Origin of the sequence: Pseudomonas paraversuta (assembly GCF_904067025.1) — a bacterium.
GTDB lineage: Bacteria > Pseudomonadota > Gammaproteobacteria > Pseudomonadales > Pseudomonadaceae > Aquipseudomonas > Aquipseudomonas paraversuta.
The window spans coordinates 2,134,170-2,150,392 of sequence record NZ_CAJFDA010000001.1 but is presented as its reverse complement, the minus strand read 5'-3'; the positions used below and the strand labels follow the sequence as shown (position 1 = coordinate 2,150,392).

12 protein-coding genes and 1 pseudogene are annotated in these 16,223 nt (G+C 60.7%); 5 read left to right on the top strand and 8 right to left on the bottom strand.

Annotated features, from left to right (window positions below; genetic code table 11):
* Positions 1-59 precede the first annotated feature (59 nt).
* Positions 60-1,055 (top strand): GlxA family transcriptional regulator, encoded by a 996-nt coding sequence (locus JQ848_RS09895; protein ID WP_003444796.1) that lies wholly within the window; start codon positions 60-62, stop codon positions 1,053-1,055.
* Between the two features lie 56 nt (positions 1,056-1,111).
* Here JQ848_RS09895 and JQ848_RS09890 read toward each other — a convergent pair whose 3' ends face one another.
* The 3 genes from JQ848_RS09890 to JQ848_RS22830 all read right to left on the bottom strand — a co-directional run bounded on the left by JQ848_RS09890 (position 1,112) and on the right by JQ848_RS22830 (position 4,233).
* Positions 1,112-2,452, bottom strand: coding sequence for an MFS transporter (locus tag JQ848_RS09890; protein WP_127196914.1), 1,341 nt, complete (start codon positions 2,450-2,452; stop codon positions 1,112-1,114).
* Between the two features lie 211 nt (positions 2,453-2,663).
* A complete protein-coding gene (locus tag JQ848_RS09885; RefSeq protein ID WP_010657253.1) occupies positions 2,664-3,875 on the bottom strand; it encodes a M24 family metallopeptidase in 1,212 nt (403 codons plus the stop codon).
* Positions 3,876-4,104: 229 nt separating this feature from the next.
* Complete coding sequence (locus JQ848_RS22830) at positions 4,105-4,233, bottom strand: hypothetical protein (protein WP_257721188.1); 129 nt, start codon at positions 4,231-4,233, stop codon at positions 4,105-4,107.
* A gap of 228 nt (positions 4,234-4,461) precedes the next feature.
* On the opposite strand from JQ848_RS22830, the gene JQ848_RS09880 reads away from it, so the two are divergent.
* Positions 4,462-4,899, top strand: a complete 438-nt coding sequence (locus JQ848_RS09880; protein ID WP_010657252.1) for a YqaA family protein — start codon at positions 4,462-4,464, stop codon at positions 4,897-4,899.
* A 291-nt stretch (positions 4,900-5,190) separates the two neighbouring features.
* Positions 5,191-8,259 (top strand): annotated as a pseudogene (locus JQ848_RS09875) (RHS repeat-associated core domain-containing protein); the annotation flags it as partial.
* Positions 8,260-8,388: 129 nt separating this feature from the next.
* On the opposite strand, the gene JQ848_RS09870 reads toward JQ848_RS09875, so the two are convergent.
* Genes JQ848_RS09870 through JQ848_RS09850 form a run of 5 tightly spaced genes read right to left on the bottom strand, consistent with a single transcriptional unit; the run spans position 8,389 to position 13,773 of the window.
* Complete coding sequence (locus JQ848_RS09870) at positions 8,389-9,300, bottom strand: SMP-30/gluconolactonase/LRE family protein (RefSeq protein WP_003444819.1); 912 nt, start codon at positions 9,298-9,300, stop codon at positions 8,389-8,391.
* 11 nt (positions 9,301-9,311) lie between these two features.
* Positions 9,312-10,274 carry an ABC transporter permease gene (locus JQ848_RS09865; protein ID WP_003444822.1) on the bottom strand — a complete coding sequence of 321 codons (963 nt, stop codon included), beginning with the start codon at positions 10,272-10,274 and terminating at the stop codon, positions 9,312-9,314.
* Entirely contained in the window at positions 10,271-11,275 is a 1,005-nt protein-coding gene (locus tag JQ848_RS09860; protein WP_202210557.1) for an ABC transporter permease, read from the bottom strand. Before JQ848_RS09860 ends, JQ848_RS09865 begins: the two co-directional genes overlap by 4 nt.
* A complete protein-coding gene (locus JQ848_RS09855) occupies positions 11,272-12,726 on the bottom strand; it encodes a sugar ABC transporter ATP-binding protein (RefSeq protein WP_003444825.1) in 1,455 nt (484 codons plus the stop codon). The genes JQ848_RS09860 and JQ848_RS09855 overlap by 4 nt, the downstream gene beginning before the upstream one ends.
* A gap of 24 nt (positions 12,727-12,750) precedes the next feature.
* Positions 12,751-13,773 carry an ABC transporter substrate-binding protein gene (locus JQ848_RS09850; protein WP_160627362.1) on the bottom strand — a complete coding sequence of 341 codons (1,023 nt, stop codon included), beginning with the start codon at positions 13,771-13,773 and terminating at the stop codon, positions 12,751-12,753.
* 233 nt (positions 13,774-14,006) lie between these two features.
* Between JQ848_RS09850 and JQ848_RS09845 the strand changes: the two genes are divergently transcribed.
* Together JQ848_RS09845 and JQ848_RS09840 are read left to right on the top strand one after the other, a co-directional pair.
* Positions 14,007-15,245 (top strand): GAF domain-containing sensor histidine kinase, encoded by a 1,239-nt coding sequence (locus tag JQ848_RS09845; RefSeq protein WP_202210556.1) that lies wholly within the window; start codon positions 14,007-14,009, stop codon positions 15,243-15,245.
* Positions 15,246-15,259: 14 nt separating this feature from the next.
* Positions 15,260-16,003, top strand: coding sequence for a response regulator transcription factor (locus JQ848_RS09840; protein ID WP_003444841.1), 744 nt, complete (start codon positions 15,260-15,262; stop codon positions 16,001-16,003).
* The last annotated feature ends 220 nt before the right edge of the window (positions 16,004-16,223 follow it).

The following is a 16,223-nucleotide window of genomic DNA, read 5'->3' as shown; positions in this document are numbered from 1 at the left end:
GGGCTCAATGCGCTTGCCCTGAGCTAGACACGTCCCGGATCATAAGGAGGAATCTGAAGATGGCAACACCAGTAACAGCGTCACCGAGCAATCAGCCCACAGTGAAAACCGTGGGCTTTTTGGTGATACCAAACTTCACCACCATCGGTTTTGCCTCGGCCATCGAGACCCTGCGCATGGCCAATATGGCAGCCCGGCGCGAGCTGTTTCGCAGCGTGATCATTGCCCCCAACATGGACCCGGTCATTGCCAGCAACGGTATGCGCATCCTCCCCGACCATGCCGTTGGCGATGCACCAAAGCTGGATATTCTGCTGGTGGTGGGCTCCAACCCCATCGTCTCCCACCTCAGCAGCCGGCCCGTACTCAACTGGCTGCGCAAACTGGCCCATGAACAGGTGGCGCTGGGGGGCATTTGCACCGGCAGTTACTGGCTGGCCCGCGCGGGTCTGCTCAAGGGGTATCGCTGCACCATCCACTGGGAAGACATCGAAACCCTCAAGGACCACTTTCCGGGGATCATCATTTCCAACCAGCTGTTCGAACTGGATCGTGATCGCTACACCTGCTCCGGCGGCGTGGCGTCCATGGACATGACCCTGCAGCTGATTGCCCGCGAACCGGGTGGCCGGGAGATTGCGGCCCATGCCGCCGAACTGCTGCTGTGTGATCGCGCCCGCGGAGCCCAGGAGCAGCAGCGTGTACCGCTGCGGCAAAAGCTCGGCACCTCGCAGCCCAAGCTCAGCCAGGTGGTGGCCATCATGGAAGCCAATCTCGAAGAGCCGGTGAGCCTTGAAGACCTGGCGCGCTTGAACGAAGTCTCGGTGCGCCAGCTGGAGCGCCTGTTTCACAAGCATCTGCAGCGCACCCCGAGCCAGTACTACCTCGAACTGCGTCTGGCCCGCGCCCGCAGCCTGTTGCTGCGCAGTGAATCCCAGGTCAGGGATATTGCCCTGGCTTGCGGCTTTGTCTCGGCGGCGCATTTTTCCAAGTGCTACAGCCGCCTGTTCGGGGTATCACCCATTGGCGAACGCAAGCAGGTGGCGGTGCATTAAAACGAAAACGAGCTTGCGGGCCATGGCCGCAAGCTCGCTGTTACAGCGCGCAGATGTCAGTCCGGCAGCGCCTTGTGCGCAGTCTCCCGGCTGGCCAGCATCGCCACCAGCGCCACCCCGGCCGCCGCCAGCAAGTACCAGGCCGGTGCCATCTTGTTGCCGGTCAGCTGAATCAGCCAGGTGGCAATGAACGGGGCAGTACCGCCGAACAAGGCATTGGCCAGGTTAAAACTGAAAGCAAAACCGCTGAACCGTACCCGGGTCGGGAAGATCTCGGCCAGGAAGCACGGCAAGGTACCGTCGTTCATTGCCAGGATGGCGCCAAAGGCAATCTGGATCATCAGAATTACCACCAGCGACGGGTTACCGAGCATGCCGAACAGCGGAAAGGTCAGCAGCAAAAACAGCACCGATGCGCTCACCAGCATGGTCTTGCGGCCAAAGCGGTCAGACAGCTTGCCCATCAAAAAAATCAGACCGATATAGGTCGCCAGTGACACAGTGGACGCGATAAATGAATCGCTCTCATCCATGCCCATTTCCGTCGACAAGTAGGTGGGCATGTAACTGAGCAACAGATAAAAGGCCACGGCATTGAGACAGGTCACGCCGATTCCGATCATCACTGCCCGGCGGTGCACCGTCAGCAATTCACGAATCGGTGCATGGGTCGCGCACTCCTTGGCCTCCAGGCGTTGTTCCATCTCCAGGAATTTGGGCGAATCCTGCAAGCTCATGCGGATATAGCGCCCCACCAGACCAAAGGGTGCCGCCAGTAAAAACGGCAGGCGCCAGCCCCAGTCATGCAGGTTCTCGACGCTCATCAGGCTGTGCATGGCGGCAACGAACACTGCGCCAAACAGCAACCCGGCAGCCGTGCTCGCCGGTACGATGCTGGTATAAAACCCGCGCTTGCCGTCGGGGGCATATTCCGCCAGAAACGCCGAAGCCCCGGCATATTCACCGGAGGCCGAAAAACCCTGGACCAGACGAATCAACAGCAACAACGCCGGGGCCCACAGACCGATATGGTTGTAGCCCGGCAGCAGGCCGATGCAAAAGGTCGAGACGGTCATGATCAGGATCGACCACGACAAAGCGCTGCGACGCCCGTATTTGTCGCCGAAATGCCCCCAGACCAGGCCACCGACCGGCCGCACCAGAAACGACAGGGCGAACACCGCGAAAGTTGCCAGCAGGCCGGTTGCCGAATCGGTCTGGGGGAAGAACGTCAGCGCGATCACGGTCGCAAGATAGCCATAGGCGGCGTAGTCAAACCACTCCACAAAGTTGCCCATGAAGCTGGCTACGGCGGCGCGGCGCAGGGCCTTGCGCTCGCTCAGACGCTCAGTGTGTTGTGCTGCCGTCAGGGTAAGAGTTGCGCTCGGAGTACTCACAGGACACCTCCGAAGGCACAGGTGCAGGGATGAAAAACAGACAGCAAAGCCGGGACATGGGACATGACAAATACCCTCATTGTGTAGTTCTTGGCAGGGGTAATGGGTCAGAAAACGCTGCGTGTCTGGGTACGCATGCGTGGGTTCGTAGCAAAGGAGTCAGCGACTACACGTGGGGCAATCTGTAGTCGCTGGCGAAGGCTGCGAGCGGCTATTTCTTGATGATGTTGTGCTCCGGGCCATAGGGGAAACGGGTGATGTTTTCCCCGCCGTGTTCATTGACGATCAAGATATCGTGCTCACGATATCCACCCGCCCCCGGCCGCCCCTGGGGGATCATGATCATCGGTTCGATGGAAATCACCATGCCCGGTTCCAGCACGGTGTCGATGTCTTCACGCAACTCCAGCCCGGCTTCGCGGCCATAGTAGTGACTCAAGGTGCCAAATGAATGGCCATAACCAAAGGTCCGGTACTGCAGCAAGTCGTGCTCCAGGAAAATCTCGTTGAGTTGCAGGGCAATCTCGGAGCAGCGCATGCCCGGCTTGATCAGCTTTAACCCGGCCTCGTGCACCTTGACGTTGACCTCCCACAAGCGCAGGTGCTCGTCGGAGCAGTGATCCAGAAACAGCGTACGTTCAAGCGCCGTGTAATAACCGGCAATCATCGGGAAGCAATTGAGGCTCAGAATGTCGCCCTTGTTCACTTTGCGCGTGGTCACCGGGTTGTGTGCGCCGTCGGTATTGATCCCCGACTGGAACCAGGTCCAGGTGTCCATCAGCTCGGAGTCCGGAAAGGTGCGGGCAATTTCGCGCACCATCGCCCGGGTTGCATGCAGGGCCACTTCGTATTCCGGCACCTGGTCGCCCAAGGCTTCAATGACAGCAGCGCCGCCGATGTCTGCAATTCGCGCACCATGACGAATAATCGCGTGTTCCTCTGCTGACTTGATCATGCGCATACGCATGCACGGCGCGGCAATATCCACCAGTTCGGCCTGGGGGTAACGGCTGGCGAGCTTGTCGCGGTTGAGCAGGTTCAGATGGTCGAACTCGATGCCGATGCGCCCTGCTTTTGGTAGCGCTTGCTGGATCGCAACAAAGTAGTTATCGCGCTGCCAGTCGGTATACACAATATTGTCGGTACCCATGGTCCGGCGCCATGGCTGGCCACCGTCGATATTGGCACTGATGGTGACTGCACTGTCCTGGGTCACGACCAGCGCGTAATGCCTGCCGAACGAGCAGTACAGGAAATCACTGTAATAGTTGATGTTGTGATAAGAGGTAAACACCGCCGCATCAATATTGTTCTGTGCCATGTAGGCGCGCAGCCTGGACTGGCGATTGGCATATTCCCGGGCCGAGAAGGTTGGAGTGACTTTCTCACCGTTCTTGATCTCGATGGTTTTCGGCATTTGCATGTCAGTTACCCTGTTCTGTGATCGATCTTCGGAAGCCGCCGGCAGGCGGGTCGTTGAGGATCATTCGAACAGATAAAAAGCTGACTTTTTTGTGTGAATCCGACCTGTAGTTGGTCATACCCGCTGCCGGATCAGCGCTCCCTGCCTGTTGCCTATGGAAGGGATGTAGTCGCTGACCAGGGACGAGGCTGCGATGGGCTGCGCAGCAGGCTCTGATGGCTCTTATGGGTTAGCCCGGCAGTTGCCATTCGATGTTTTCCTGGTTGACGGTAATTCTGTCGGCAAGCAAAAAGCGCGGCTCGCGGTGCTGCACCTTCAGGGTGGGCATGCTCTGGCTCTGCTCGAAACGGTGGATCACGCCTTTGCTCAAACTCGTGCCAGCATGGCGACTCAGGCGGACAGCAGCAGGTAAGCCCCCTCCTGAAACAGCGGCATAAACCGCCTCTATGTGCTGCAAAATATTGCCAGCCCGCAACAAACTCCGGCATCCCTCCCAAGGATGATGTTAAAAAGCCAACCGGCGCAGCAGCCTCGCAAGGATTGCTGCAATAAGTGCGTGCAACTCCCCTCACCCGTGGACCCCACAGTGTTTGAAATCACCAGCTATCTCGGGCTGTTTCTGGCCGCCTTCGGTGCCGCGTCATTGCTGCCGATGCAATCTGAAGCCGTACTGGTGGCCATGCTGCTTTCCGGAAAATACCTGGCAAGCACCCTGCTGCTCGTTGCTACTTTGGGCAATGTACTGGGCTCGGTCCTGAACTGGCTGCTGGGGCGTTCGGTCGAGCGCTTGCGGCATAAACCCTGGTTCCCGGTCAGTGAGCAAAAGCTCGACAAGGCCCGGCAGTTCTATCTGCGCTACGGCCGCTGGTCATTGCTGCTGAGCTGGGTGCCGATCATCGGCGATCCACTGACCATGATCGCCGGCGTGATGGGCGAACCGCTGTGGCGCTTTGTGCTGATTGTCACATTGGCCAAAGGCGCACGTTATCTGGCACTGGCTGCGCTGACTCTGGGGTGGACCTAAACATCCCATAGGTAAAAATCCAATTGCCTACACAAGCTTCACGCAATTCCTAAAATCTCAGAGACACGCCCTACAGCCAACTTGAACACCGCCTTGCACACTTGCGTGACCAAAAATCCCTGACGTTCAATTGCGTCAGAACGACCGCAGCGCAAGGAAACGCGGATGTCACGTTCACTGCCCCGACATCGCTTCAACCTGTTATCCGCAGGCATCGGCGATGATCTTCAAGCCCCTCCTTTCAACAGTGCGCCCTGCGCGTTCGACCGGGAGCCGGCCGGTTGGCCCTCGGTATCGATGGCTACCGGCGAAGTCCTGCTGCGGCTCAGCGATGGTGTGCTCGACGGCCCGCTGGCCTTTGAGTGGACACGCCGGTATTGCAGTGGCGCCGTGGAAACCGCCAGTGAACTGGGATTTGGCTGGACCCACGCCCTGTGCCATCGCCTGCACTGCGACGGGCAAAGCCTGCTATGGACCGATCCTGAGAACCGTGAGACGCGTTTTCCCCGGCCTGTCGGGCAACGCCCGGACATCAGCGCCTGCGTGACCGGCCCGGCCATTTACCGCGGCGACAGCGACGGCGAACTGATCCTCGCCCCGGCCGCCAGGCCCCGGCATTTCTATCACTTTCAAGACCTCGAACTGTCAGGCATCAGCGATGCCTACGGCAATCGTCTGAGCATTACCTGGCACACCGCAAACCTTCGGCGCATCGACAACGGCGCAGGACGCGCCTTGTTGCTGCGCCATGCACATGGCCGGCTCTGCGCGGTGGACTATCAGCAATATGATGACAGTGGTGAACCCGGCGACACCCTGACCGGACACAATGCCGGCTGCCGCCCCGAGCGCTGGAGCACCCTGTTCACCCTCATGACTTATCAGTACAACGACAGCGGTCAACTGATCAGCGCCAGTAATGCCCTGCAAGAAACCGAGCACTATCGCTACGACGCCCGGCACGTGATCCAGGAGCGGCAACTGGCTGGTGGCGCAGTGTTGTTCTGGGAGTGGCAACACTGTGGCAAACACTCGCGCTGCATCCGCCACAGCACCAATTTCGGACAGATGCAGATCCACTACGAACGGGATGGCCAGGGCGCTGTGACAGCCAAAAGCCAGGACGGCAGCCAACAAACCTGGGTGTACGACAACAACGGACACCTCGTCAGTCAAACCGGCCCGGACGGTGCCCAACATCAGAAATCCTACGATGAGCAAGGCCGTTTGATTGCCGAAATTGACCCTCTGGGCGCCGTCATCCAATACCGTTACAACCCGGCCGGGCAGCTCTCGGCACTGATCCCGCCCCACGACGAACCTACGTTTTACAGTTACTGCAACGGCTACCTGCACTCAGTCCGGCAGGGACCGGCCTGCTGGAGATACGAGCGCAACGCCCAGGGTGATATCACCCGCCAAACCGACCCCGACGGCTGCGTCACCACCTGCAGCTACACCCCCAAGGGGCAAATCAGCAGCATTGTGCAAGCGGACGGCAGCGCTCACCGGCTCATCTGGAACGCCCTCGGCCAGTTGCTGGAGCACTCCCTGCCCGATGGCTCGCAACAGCGTTACAGCTATGATCTGCGGGGTCGAAAAACAGCCCGCCAGAATGCTCGCGGCGTCATCACCCGCTACCACTGGGACGCCGTGGGGCGCATGAGTCAGATCATCCAGCCCGACGGCAAAACCCGCGCCTGGAGCTATAACGCCTACGGCAAAGTGACCGCCGTGCGCGACGAGCGAGGGCACATTACCCGCTACGAATACCTCGACAACCTGCCCCTGCCCCGCCGCCGTATCAACCCCGACGCCAGCCAGGTCAATTACCGCTATGACAATGGCCGCCTGTTGCTCACCGGCATCGAAAACCAGCGCAACGAACACTACCAGCTCGACTATTACCCCAACGGCCTGCTCCGTCTGGAAATCGGCTTTGACGGCGGTACGACTGGCTATAAATACGATCTCAACGGCCAGTTGCTGGAAATAACCCAGTACCCGACACCCGATTACCCTGACCAGCCACGGCTGATCACTGCTTATCAGCGTGACAGCGCCGGGCGCCTGCTTCTGAAAACCCTGCCCGACGGCAGCCAGATCCGCTACAGCTACGACAGCCTGGGCCGCCTCACCCGGGTCCATGACGGCGACCGGCCCCTGATTTTCCAGTACGACCTGCAGGACCGCCTGATCACCGAACATCAGGGCCAGGCCACCCTGCGCTATCAATATGACGCTCAGGGCCGGCTCAGGGCCTGCCAGCTACCGGACGGCAACCGGCTGACCTACTACTATCGGCAAGGGGCCGGCCTGACAGCCATCGACCTCAACGGTGAATGCCTTACCAGCCACTGCTTCGACGACGGCCGCGAAACTGACCGTCAGCAGGGCGACTTGCTCAGCCACTACCAATACGACCGACAAGGACGAATGCAAGAGCATGTCGTCACCCCGATCAGCCACCACCATGGCTTCGCCGCCCAGGCGCTTTACCGGCGCACTTACCAGTACGACCCCGGCGGCAATCTGCGGCTGCTCAGCGACAGCCGCAAAGGCCAGCACAGTTTTGCCTACGACCCGCTGAACCGGCTGATCGCAATAAGGGGTCATGCTGAAGAGTATTTCGATCACGACCCGGCGGGTAACCTGCTACGCCAGAGCGCCAGTGGCAGAGGGCGCAGCAGCCTGGCCAACGTCAAGGCAAACCGCCTCCTGATACAGGGCGACTGCCATTTCGTGTACGACGCCTACGGCAACCTGATCCAGGAACGACGCGGCGCGGGCCAGCGCCTGGTGCGCCAATACCGCTACGACTGCCAGCACCGCCTGAGCGCCCTCACCCTGCCTGACGGCAATGAAATCAAATACCGTTATGATCCCTTCGGCCGCCGCATCGCCAAGCAGCTCAAGCACCAGAGCACAGAATTTATCTGGCAAGGGCAGCGCCTGATCGCCGAATGCACCCGGGTCTCAGACACCGCAGAAAGCTCCCGCTACCGCAGCTACCTCTACGAGCCAGGCACCGGCAAACCGCTGGCCATGCTCCAGGGCAAAGGCCCCCGCGGCGAAATTTTTTACTACCAGCTCGACCCGCTGGGTATGCCCCTGGAGCTCACCGGCCGCAAGGCTGATATCGTCTGGTCGGCGCACTACCGTGCCTACGGCAAGGTGCAGCAACTCGACATCGCCGACATCAGCAATCCCCTGCGTGTTCAGGGCCAGTATCACGACGAGGAAAGCGGCCTGCATTACCACCGCCATCGCTACTACAACCCCCATACGGGGCGCTACCTGACCCCCGACCCGGACAAACTGGCCGGGGGGCTCAACAGTTACCGCTATAAGCCCGACCCGAGACAAGACTGCAGCAGGGCAGATTCCCCGTGGGAACCGGGCCGCGCCAAGGCATCAACCGCGAGCATCAGCGACCCTGCGCTGCCTGTGGCGGGCACCGGGCCCGGGCAAAACCCCTAGCCGATGCCATCAAGGCCGCTGCGCCCCCGCCACCGCGACATGAATCATGTACAGCGAGGTATTGGCGGTGATGAACAACTGGTTACGCCGTGGCCCGCCGAAGGTCAGGTTGGCCACGGTTTCCGGCAGCAGGATTTTGCCCAGCATCACCCCGTTGGCATCAAAGCATTGCACGCCATCCCCGGCGCTGGTCCAGATGTTGCCCTGCACATCAACCCGCAAGCCGTCCGGGATGCCCGGTTCAATATGGGTCAGCACCCTTGATTCACCCAGGCGGCAGTTGTCGATGACGGTCATGGCGCGGATGTGGTGGGCCGCATCCGGGTCGTGGGAGCGGGCGGAGTCGGCGATGTAAAGGGTCTTGCCGTCCGGGGCAAAGGCCAGGCCGTTGGGTTGTTCAAAATCATCGGCAACACAGGTGATATGCAGCGTATCGGGGTCGATGCGAAACACGTTGCGCCCGCTCTGCTCGGGCTCGGCCTGGTAGCCCTCATAATCGCTGAGGATGCCGTAGGTGGGATCGGTGAACCAGATACTGCCATCGCGGTGCACCACTACGTCGTTGGGCGAGTTCAGGCGTTTGCCTTCAAACTGATCGGCCAGGGTGGTGATGCTGCCATCTGCTTCGGTGCGGGTGACGCTGCGCGTGCCGTGTTGGCAAGTGACAAGTCGCCCCTGCAGGTCGCGGGTGTTGCCATTGGCGAAATTGGACGCCGGACGAAATACCGAAACCCCCTGCTCCGGAGTCCAGCGCAGGATGCGCTGGTTGGGAATATCACTCCACAACAGGTAGCCGCCGTCGTTGAACCACACCGGGCCTTCTGCCCAGCGGCACTTGTCGTACAGACGCTCCAGCTGGGTATTGGGCAGGGTCAGGCGACGAAAACGCTGGTCGTGAAACTGGTAAATATCATCGTTCATGGTTCTGTCCTTTAAAGGCTGCGCAGCGTCTTGCGCCCGCTGACGGCGGCAATCACCGCGATTATGATGACGCCGGTGAGAATCAGCCGCACACCGGCGCTGGCGCCAAAGGTGTTGAGCATGCTCACCAGCAAGTAAAGAAACAGTGCCGCCCCCCACAGCCCCGGCACATTGGAAAACCCGCCCGCCACCGAAGTGCCGCCAATCACCACCACCGCAATCGATGCCAGCAGGTATTCCTCGCCCATGCTCAGGGACGCGCCGCCGGAAAACCCGGCCAGCAGTACCCCGCAGACACTGGCAAACACCGCACTCAACACATAGGTGGCCCAGCGCACCCGCTCCACCCGCACTCCGGCAAGCTCGGCAGCACGCATATTCTGGCCGATGGCCAGGGTCCAGCGCCCATAGCGGGTGCGCGTCAACAGGTAGCCGGCCAGAACCGTAAACAAGGCAACGGCCAGCGCCAGGTAAGGAATGCCCAGCCACCTGCCGGTAGAGAACTGATAGAACAGCTCCGGCGGCGCGATTCGCACGCTGCGGCCGTAGGCAATGGCCATGGACTGCAACAGAAAGCTCGCCGACAAGGTGGCGATAATCGGCGGGATGCGCAGCAGACGGATCAGCCCATAGTTGGCACACCCCACCAGCACACCAATCCCCAGCACCCCGGCCAGCCCCAAAGCGATCAGGCTGTTCTGGCTGTCCATCAACTTCATGCCGACCGCTGCGCTGAGGGCGATATTGGCCGGAATCGACAGATCGATATTGCCGGGGCCGGTGGTGATGACGAACATCTGCCCCACGCCGACGATGACAAAAAATGCCGAGAACGACAGCGCACTGGACGTCAGTGCAGCGGCACCCTCACCGCCGGTAAACCCCAGGGTCGCCAGCCACACCAGCAACGCCGCCAGAAACGACCACAACCAGGGTTTGCTGCGAATACGGTTCAGAGCAATGGGCAGATTCATACCGGACGTACCTCCAGACGATTGACGGCAGTACGCAGGGCCAGCACCAGGATCAAGATCGCGCCCTGGGCACCGATCTGCCAGTCGGGGGAAATGCGGATAAACGACAGTAGCGAGCCGGCCAGCACCAGGGTCAAAGCCCCCAGCACCGCACCGATGGGGGACACCCGGCCGCCGGTAAACTCACCACCGCCCAGAATCACTCCGGCGATCGACAGCAAGGTGTAACGCAGCGCCATATTGGCGTCGGCCGAGGTGGTCAGGCCCACCAGAAACAATCCGGACAGCACTCCGAAGCCACCCGCCAGGGCATACAGCGTGACCTTGATCCGCAACAGCGACCAGCCGGCCTTGGCCATCGCCAGCGGGTTCCCGCCAGCGCCACGCAAGACCACACCAAACCTGGAGCGCATCAAAAACAGATGCACCGCCACGGCCAGTACCACGCACACCACAATGGCAAACGGCAGCACCGGGGTCTTGATTTTGACCAGCGCCTGCAACCATTGCGGCGCACTGCCGCCGGGGGCGGGCAGCAACAGCACGGCGCCGCCGACCCAGATGAACGACATGCCCAGGGTCACCACAATCGCCGGTAACCGGCGACTGTGAATCAGCGCCCCGAGCAACGCGTAAACACCGATGCAGCCCAACAGCACCAGGCATCCCAGCAGCGGATGATCGTTGAGCAAGGTAGCTGCCACACAGGCCACAAAGCTGATAAAGCTGCCCAGCGATAGATCAAGGTCGTTGACCGTGATGATCAGCATCTGCGCAATGGTGGCCAAAGCGATGGGCACCGCCAGGTTGAGCATCAGATTCATGCCCATGTAGCTCATGGCCCGCGGCTGCATGATAAAAATCGTCGCCAGCAGCACCACCAGGGAAATCCCAGGCAAAGCGTTACGCAACCAGCGGGCGCGGTTCACCCCCCCGGCTGCGCGGTCCACGGTGTTGGCCGCGGGCAGTTTTTTTAATGTCATGGGTTGAGGCGCGTTCATGCCACCTCCTCCTGAAAGGAACTGCGCAGGATTTGCGCTTCACTCAGTTCATTGCGCGGCAGATCCGCCACCGCCTGGCCGTTGCGGAACACGTAGATGTGATCGCAGTGATTGAGCTCTTCAAGCTCGGTGGAGTACCAGATAAAAGTCCGGCCGCGGGCCGCCTCTTCCTTGATGATGGCGTAGACCTCGCGCTTGGTGCCGACATCGACCCCGCGCATGGGGTCATCCATCAGAATCAGCTCGCTGTCACTGGCCAGGGCCCGGGCAAACAGGGCCTTTTGCTGGTTACCGCCGGAGAGCGACAGAATCGGATTATTCATGTCCGGGGTGCGGATGTTCATCCGCTGCTGCCACTTGGCCGCCATGGCTTGCTCTGCCTGCGGATCAATCAACAGGCCGTGCCTGAGTGCCGCCAGGGAGCTGATGCTGATGTTCTCGGCAATCGACCACAGGCTGAACACCCCGTCGGTCTGCCGGTCGCCAGCGACCATGGCTACTCGCTTCCCGCTGGCAATCCGTTCGCGCAGCAACTGCACCAGCAACTGGCTCTGGCCCTGCCCGGCCAGCCCCGCCAAACCGACGATTTCACCCGGCCAGGCGGCCACTGCCTGCCCGTTCTGCTGGCGTGCCGGCAACTGTTCGACCACCGGTGGCTGCCCGTCGCGTCTGGACACAAACACCCGGTCCTGATCCTGGGGCTTGCTCACCGTGCCCATGCACTCCACCAGCGAAGCATGGGTAAAAGCACTGGCACCCCGTACCTCCACCACACAGCCATCGCTCATCACCGCAATCCGGTCACAGGTGGCGAGCATCTCCCCCAGAATGTGGCTGATCAGCACCACGCAGCCGCCGCTTTCGACATAGCGCCGCACATGGTGCAGCAATTGCCCGGCGACCCGGGCGTCCAGCGACGAGGTGGGTTCATCGAGAATCACCAGCGCCAGATGCTCATCCACACAGGTAAAAGCACGGGCGATTTCCACCATCTGCCGTTGGGCGATCGGCAAGTCCGCCACCACCTCCCCGGGGCTGATCCTGTGGTCCGGGAAGATGCTGTCCAGGGTTGCCACAATCAATGCGCCGGCCTTGCGCCGCCAGCCAAAACCGCGCAGGCCGGGGCATGTCAGCCGGGTATTCTCGGCAACGGTCAGGTTGGGGCACAGCGACAGTTCCTGAAACACGCAGCGAATCCCGTGTTGCCGGGCCACCTGTACCGAGTAGCCGTTGCGCACATCGGCACCGCCCATCAGCACCGTGCCGCTGTCGGCACTCAGGGTCCCCGCCAGAATATGCATCAGGGTCGACTTGCCCGCGCCGTTGTGACCGATCAGCCCCAGACACTCACCGGGACGAAACGTCAGATCTACGTCATTAAGTGCGCGCACGGCGCCAAAACGCTTGCCGACCCCCTTGAGGTCAACCAGCGCTGCTTGAGTAACTGTCATTGCGCTCTCCTTCCCCGGCCAGGCTTATTGAGGTGCAGGGCTCTTCAGTTGGGCAACGTCGTCGACGCTGTACACCTGACTCACGATCCCGCCCTTCTCCAGGCCTTTGAGCGAGCTTTCGAGGGTGTCCTGGGTGACGCTGATCGCGGGCGACAGCAGGTCATGGGGCAACTGTTTGCCATCGAGCAACTGCTGGGCAACCCAGAACGACAGGCTGGAGATGCTCGGCGCGCTGGAGATCGAGAACGACTGGTAGCCGTTGGCGTCTTTCTGTTTTTTCCACCACGCCAGTTCTTCTTCGCGGTTACCGAAAATGATCACCGGCAATGGCCGGCCCGCTGCGGTAAAGGCCTGGGCCACCCCGAAGCCGTCATCGCCCTGGGTCACCACCGCATCGATTTTCGGCAAGCTGGGCAAGATCCCCGCCACGGCTTTTTGCGCCGCGGTCTGCGACCAGTTGCCGTTGACCGAGCCTACGACCTTTAACTGCGGATGCTTGCTCGCGCCGGCGACGACCCCGGAGTGGATCATCCCGTCCACCGAGACCCCGGCCAGGCCGCGCACTTCCAGCACATTAGCCCCGTCCGGGAAGCGCTTGGCCAGATAGTCCATGCCATCCAGACCGCTTTGCTTGAAGTCCATGGAAATTCTGTAGGCACAGGGTTCAGTGACGATGCCGTCGAAAGACACCACGACAATTCCCGCATCGCAGGCCTGCTTGACTGCGCCGTTCAGTGCGGTGGGCGAAGCCGCATTGATCACGATGGCGTTGTAGCCCTGCAGGATCAGGTTCTGGATCTGCGCCGCCTGTTCAGTGGCCTGGTTCTCCGCTGTGGTGAACGAGTCCGCCCCGGCAATGACCCCGTCCTTGACCGCCTGCTCAGTGGTCTGTTGCCAACTGTTGAGCATGCTCTGGCGCCAGGAGTTGCCGGCATAGTTATTGGACAGCGCGATGGTTTTGTCGGCCGTGTCGGCCTGGGCGTGCATGAAGGGGGTAATCAGCAATGCAGTGGACAGCAAGGCGCAACGCAGCGTGTGACGTTCCATGACATGACCCTTATTATTTTTGTGGGCTAATTGACACCCTCAGTCTGATCGGGCCACGGGGCTCTGTCTGGGGCGTTGATGCACACTTGATACCCTTTGCGCGCAAATAACCTGCGGGATCCCGCAAAAGAAACGCGCAAATATGCAGGGTTTTTGCCCCTGGCCGCTGAGCGCTTTGGGTCATACTCGGATATCGGGCCGCCAGCGGGTGCGCCTCTGACGGATTGCAGGCCATGACCCAAAGAGTCCCCATCGCGGCAGAAAACGTGTTGCATCATTTTCTCGGGATTTCCCGCGCACTGGCCGGGCGCCTAGACTTTCAGTCGATGATCGATGCGGTATCCGAAGAGATCCGTTTTATCCTGCCCCACGATCATCTTGACGTCAGCCTGCTGCTGGATGACGACAGTCACCTGTCGGCATATGAAACGGGTCTGCACACCTCCTGGAGCGATTTTGCCTTTCATCCGCTGGCCATTACCCGAAGTCCGATTCGCGCGCTGTTGCTGGGGATGGAGCCCTATATCCTCAGCGACGATGCGATGAACGACCAGCGCTTCCAGTTCCCCGGCGCCCTCAATCACCCGATTTTCGATGCCAATTTACGCAGCCGCCTGCACGTCCCGCTGCGCGCCCGGGGTGAAGTGATCGGCGCCCTGAGTTGCTCCACCCACGCCGCCAACTTCTATACCCTGGATGATGTACGCCACACCCAGCATGTGGCTGATCTGCTGGCGTCCTATCTGTATGCCCTGCGCCAGACCGAACAGGCCAAACATATGGCAATCGCCGAGGCGCAGATCCGTGCCCGCGAAGAAGGCCTGCGCCTGGGGGCACTGCGCCTGACCGAAGAGCTGGAAAACGAGCGACAGCGCATAGGCATGGACCTGCACGACCAGACACTGGCCGATATGACCCGTCTGCACCGGCGTATCGCCCGCCTGCAACTGCTGGACCATATCCCGGCAGCAGAACTGGCCCCGGTCGGCCAGGCCCTGCAAGAAAGCATGCAGGAATTGAGACTGATCATTGATGCGGTCAAACCCACCGTGTTGCAGCTGTTCGGGTTTGTCGAGGGGCTGGAGGACCTGCTGCTGCGCAGCGTGCGCAACAGTGGTCTGGAGATTGTCACCCGCCTGCGGGACAACACCGGCGGGCGGGCCAACGACCTGGCCGAACCCCAGCAGATCGCGCTGTTCCGCATCATTCAGGAAGCGGTCAATAATGCGATAAAGCACGCGGCACCCAATGTGATAATTGTCGAGATCACCGTCTCTGGCAGCCACTTGCAACTGACCATTGTCGACGACGGCCCCGGGCTGGACAGCCTCAATCGACTGGAAACCGGCGGTATCAAAAACATGCGCATACGCGCACAGCTGCTTGGCGCGCAGGTGCAGATCGAGAAAGGTCCCGACAACAAAGGCACCTGCGTCCAGGTCAGCCTGCCATTGCCGGACCTGGCCCAATAGGTAGAGAGAACACCATGCAAATCCTGTTGATCGAAGACGACCCGGTGCACCGTGCCTTTTTCAGGGAGGTGATCGAGGGGGCGCTGCCAGAATGCGAGCGCCTGCATGAAGCCGAGGATGGCCTGGTGGGCGAGCGGCTGGCCCATGAATTTGCCATCACCTCGGTGGTCATGGATCTGCAGATGCCAAAACGCACCGGGGTCGAAGCTGCACGGGCGATCTGGCGCGAGCGTCCCCACACCTCAATCATGTTCTGGTCCAACTACGCCGACGAAGCCTATGTGCGGGGTATCTCACGCATCGTTCCCGAGGGTGCGGCGTATGGTTATATCCTCAAGACAGCCTCCGAGGATCGCCTGCGGCTGGCACTGCGCAGCCTGTTTATCGAGCAGCAGTGCGTGATCGATCGTGAAGTGCGCGGAGTGCAGCAAAAGAGCCAGAATCACCTGCTTGGTCTGACCGATACCGAATACGAAGTATTGCAGGATATCGCCCTGGGCCTGACAGACCGGATCATCGCCCAACGTCGCAACCTGTCGTTGCGCAGCGTGCAAAACCGCCTGCAACAACTGTATGAAAAGCTCGGCGTGCGCCAGCCCGGCACCGACAGTGACAGCAGCCCGGCCTTTAACCTGCGTTCGAGGGCGGTCAACGTGGCACTGTTGCGCAAACTGCTCAACCGCACAGCCCTGGAACAGGCCGAACTTGAATTGCAGGAATGGCTCAAAGACCCGCGCTTCAACCCCCTGCGGCATTGAAACAGGCCAGGATCAAGCCACAGAAATGCCTCCAGCGAACACCAACCTGTAGGGGCGAGCTTTTGATCTTGAAAAGCTCGCGAGACAAGCTCGCTCCTACAGAGGGAGGTGCTCAGCCTGACGCGGCCACACAAAATCCTGCACCGCACGGCCCTGAAACAGGTCTGCATCAAATTACAGAAATTCCTCCTGCGACCCCCAACCTCGCTCCTGCAGAAGG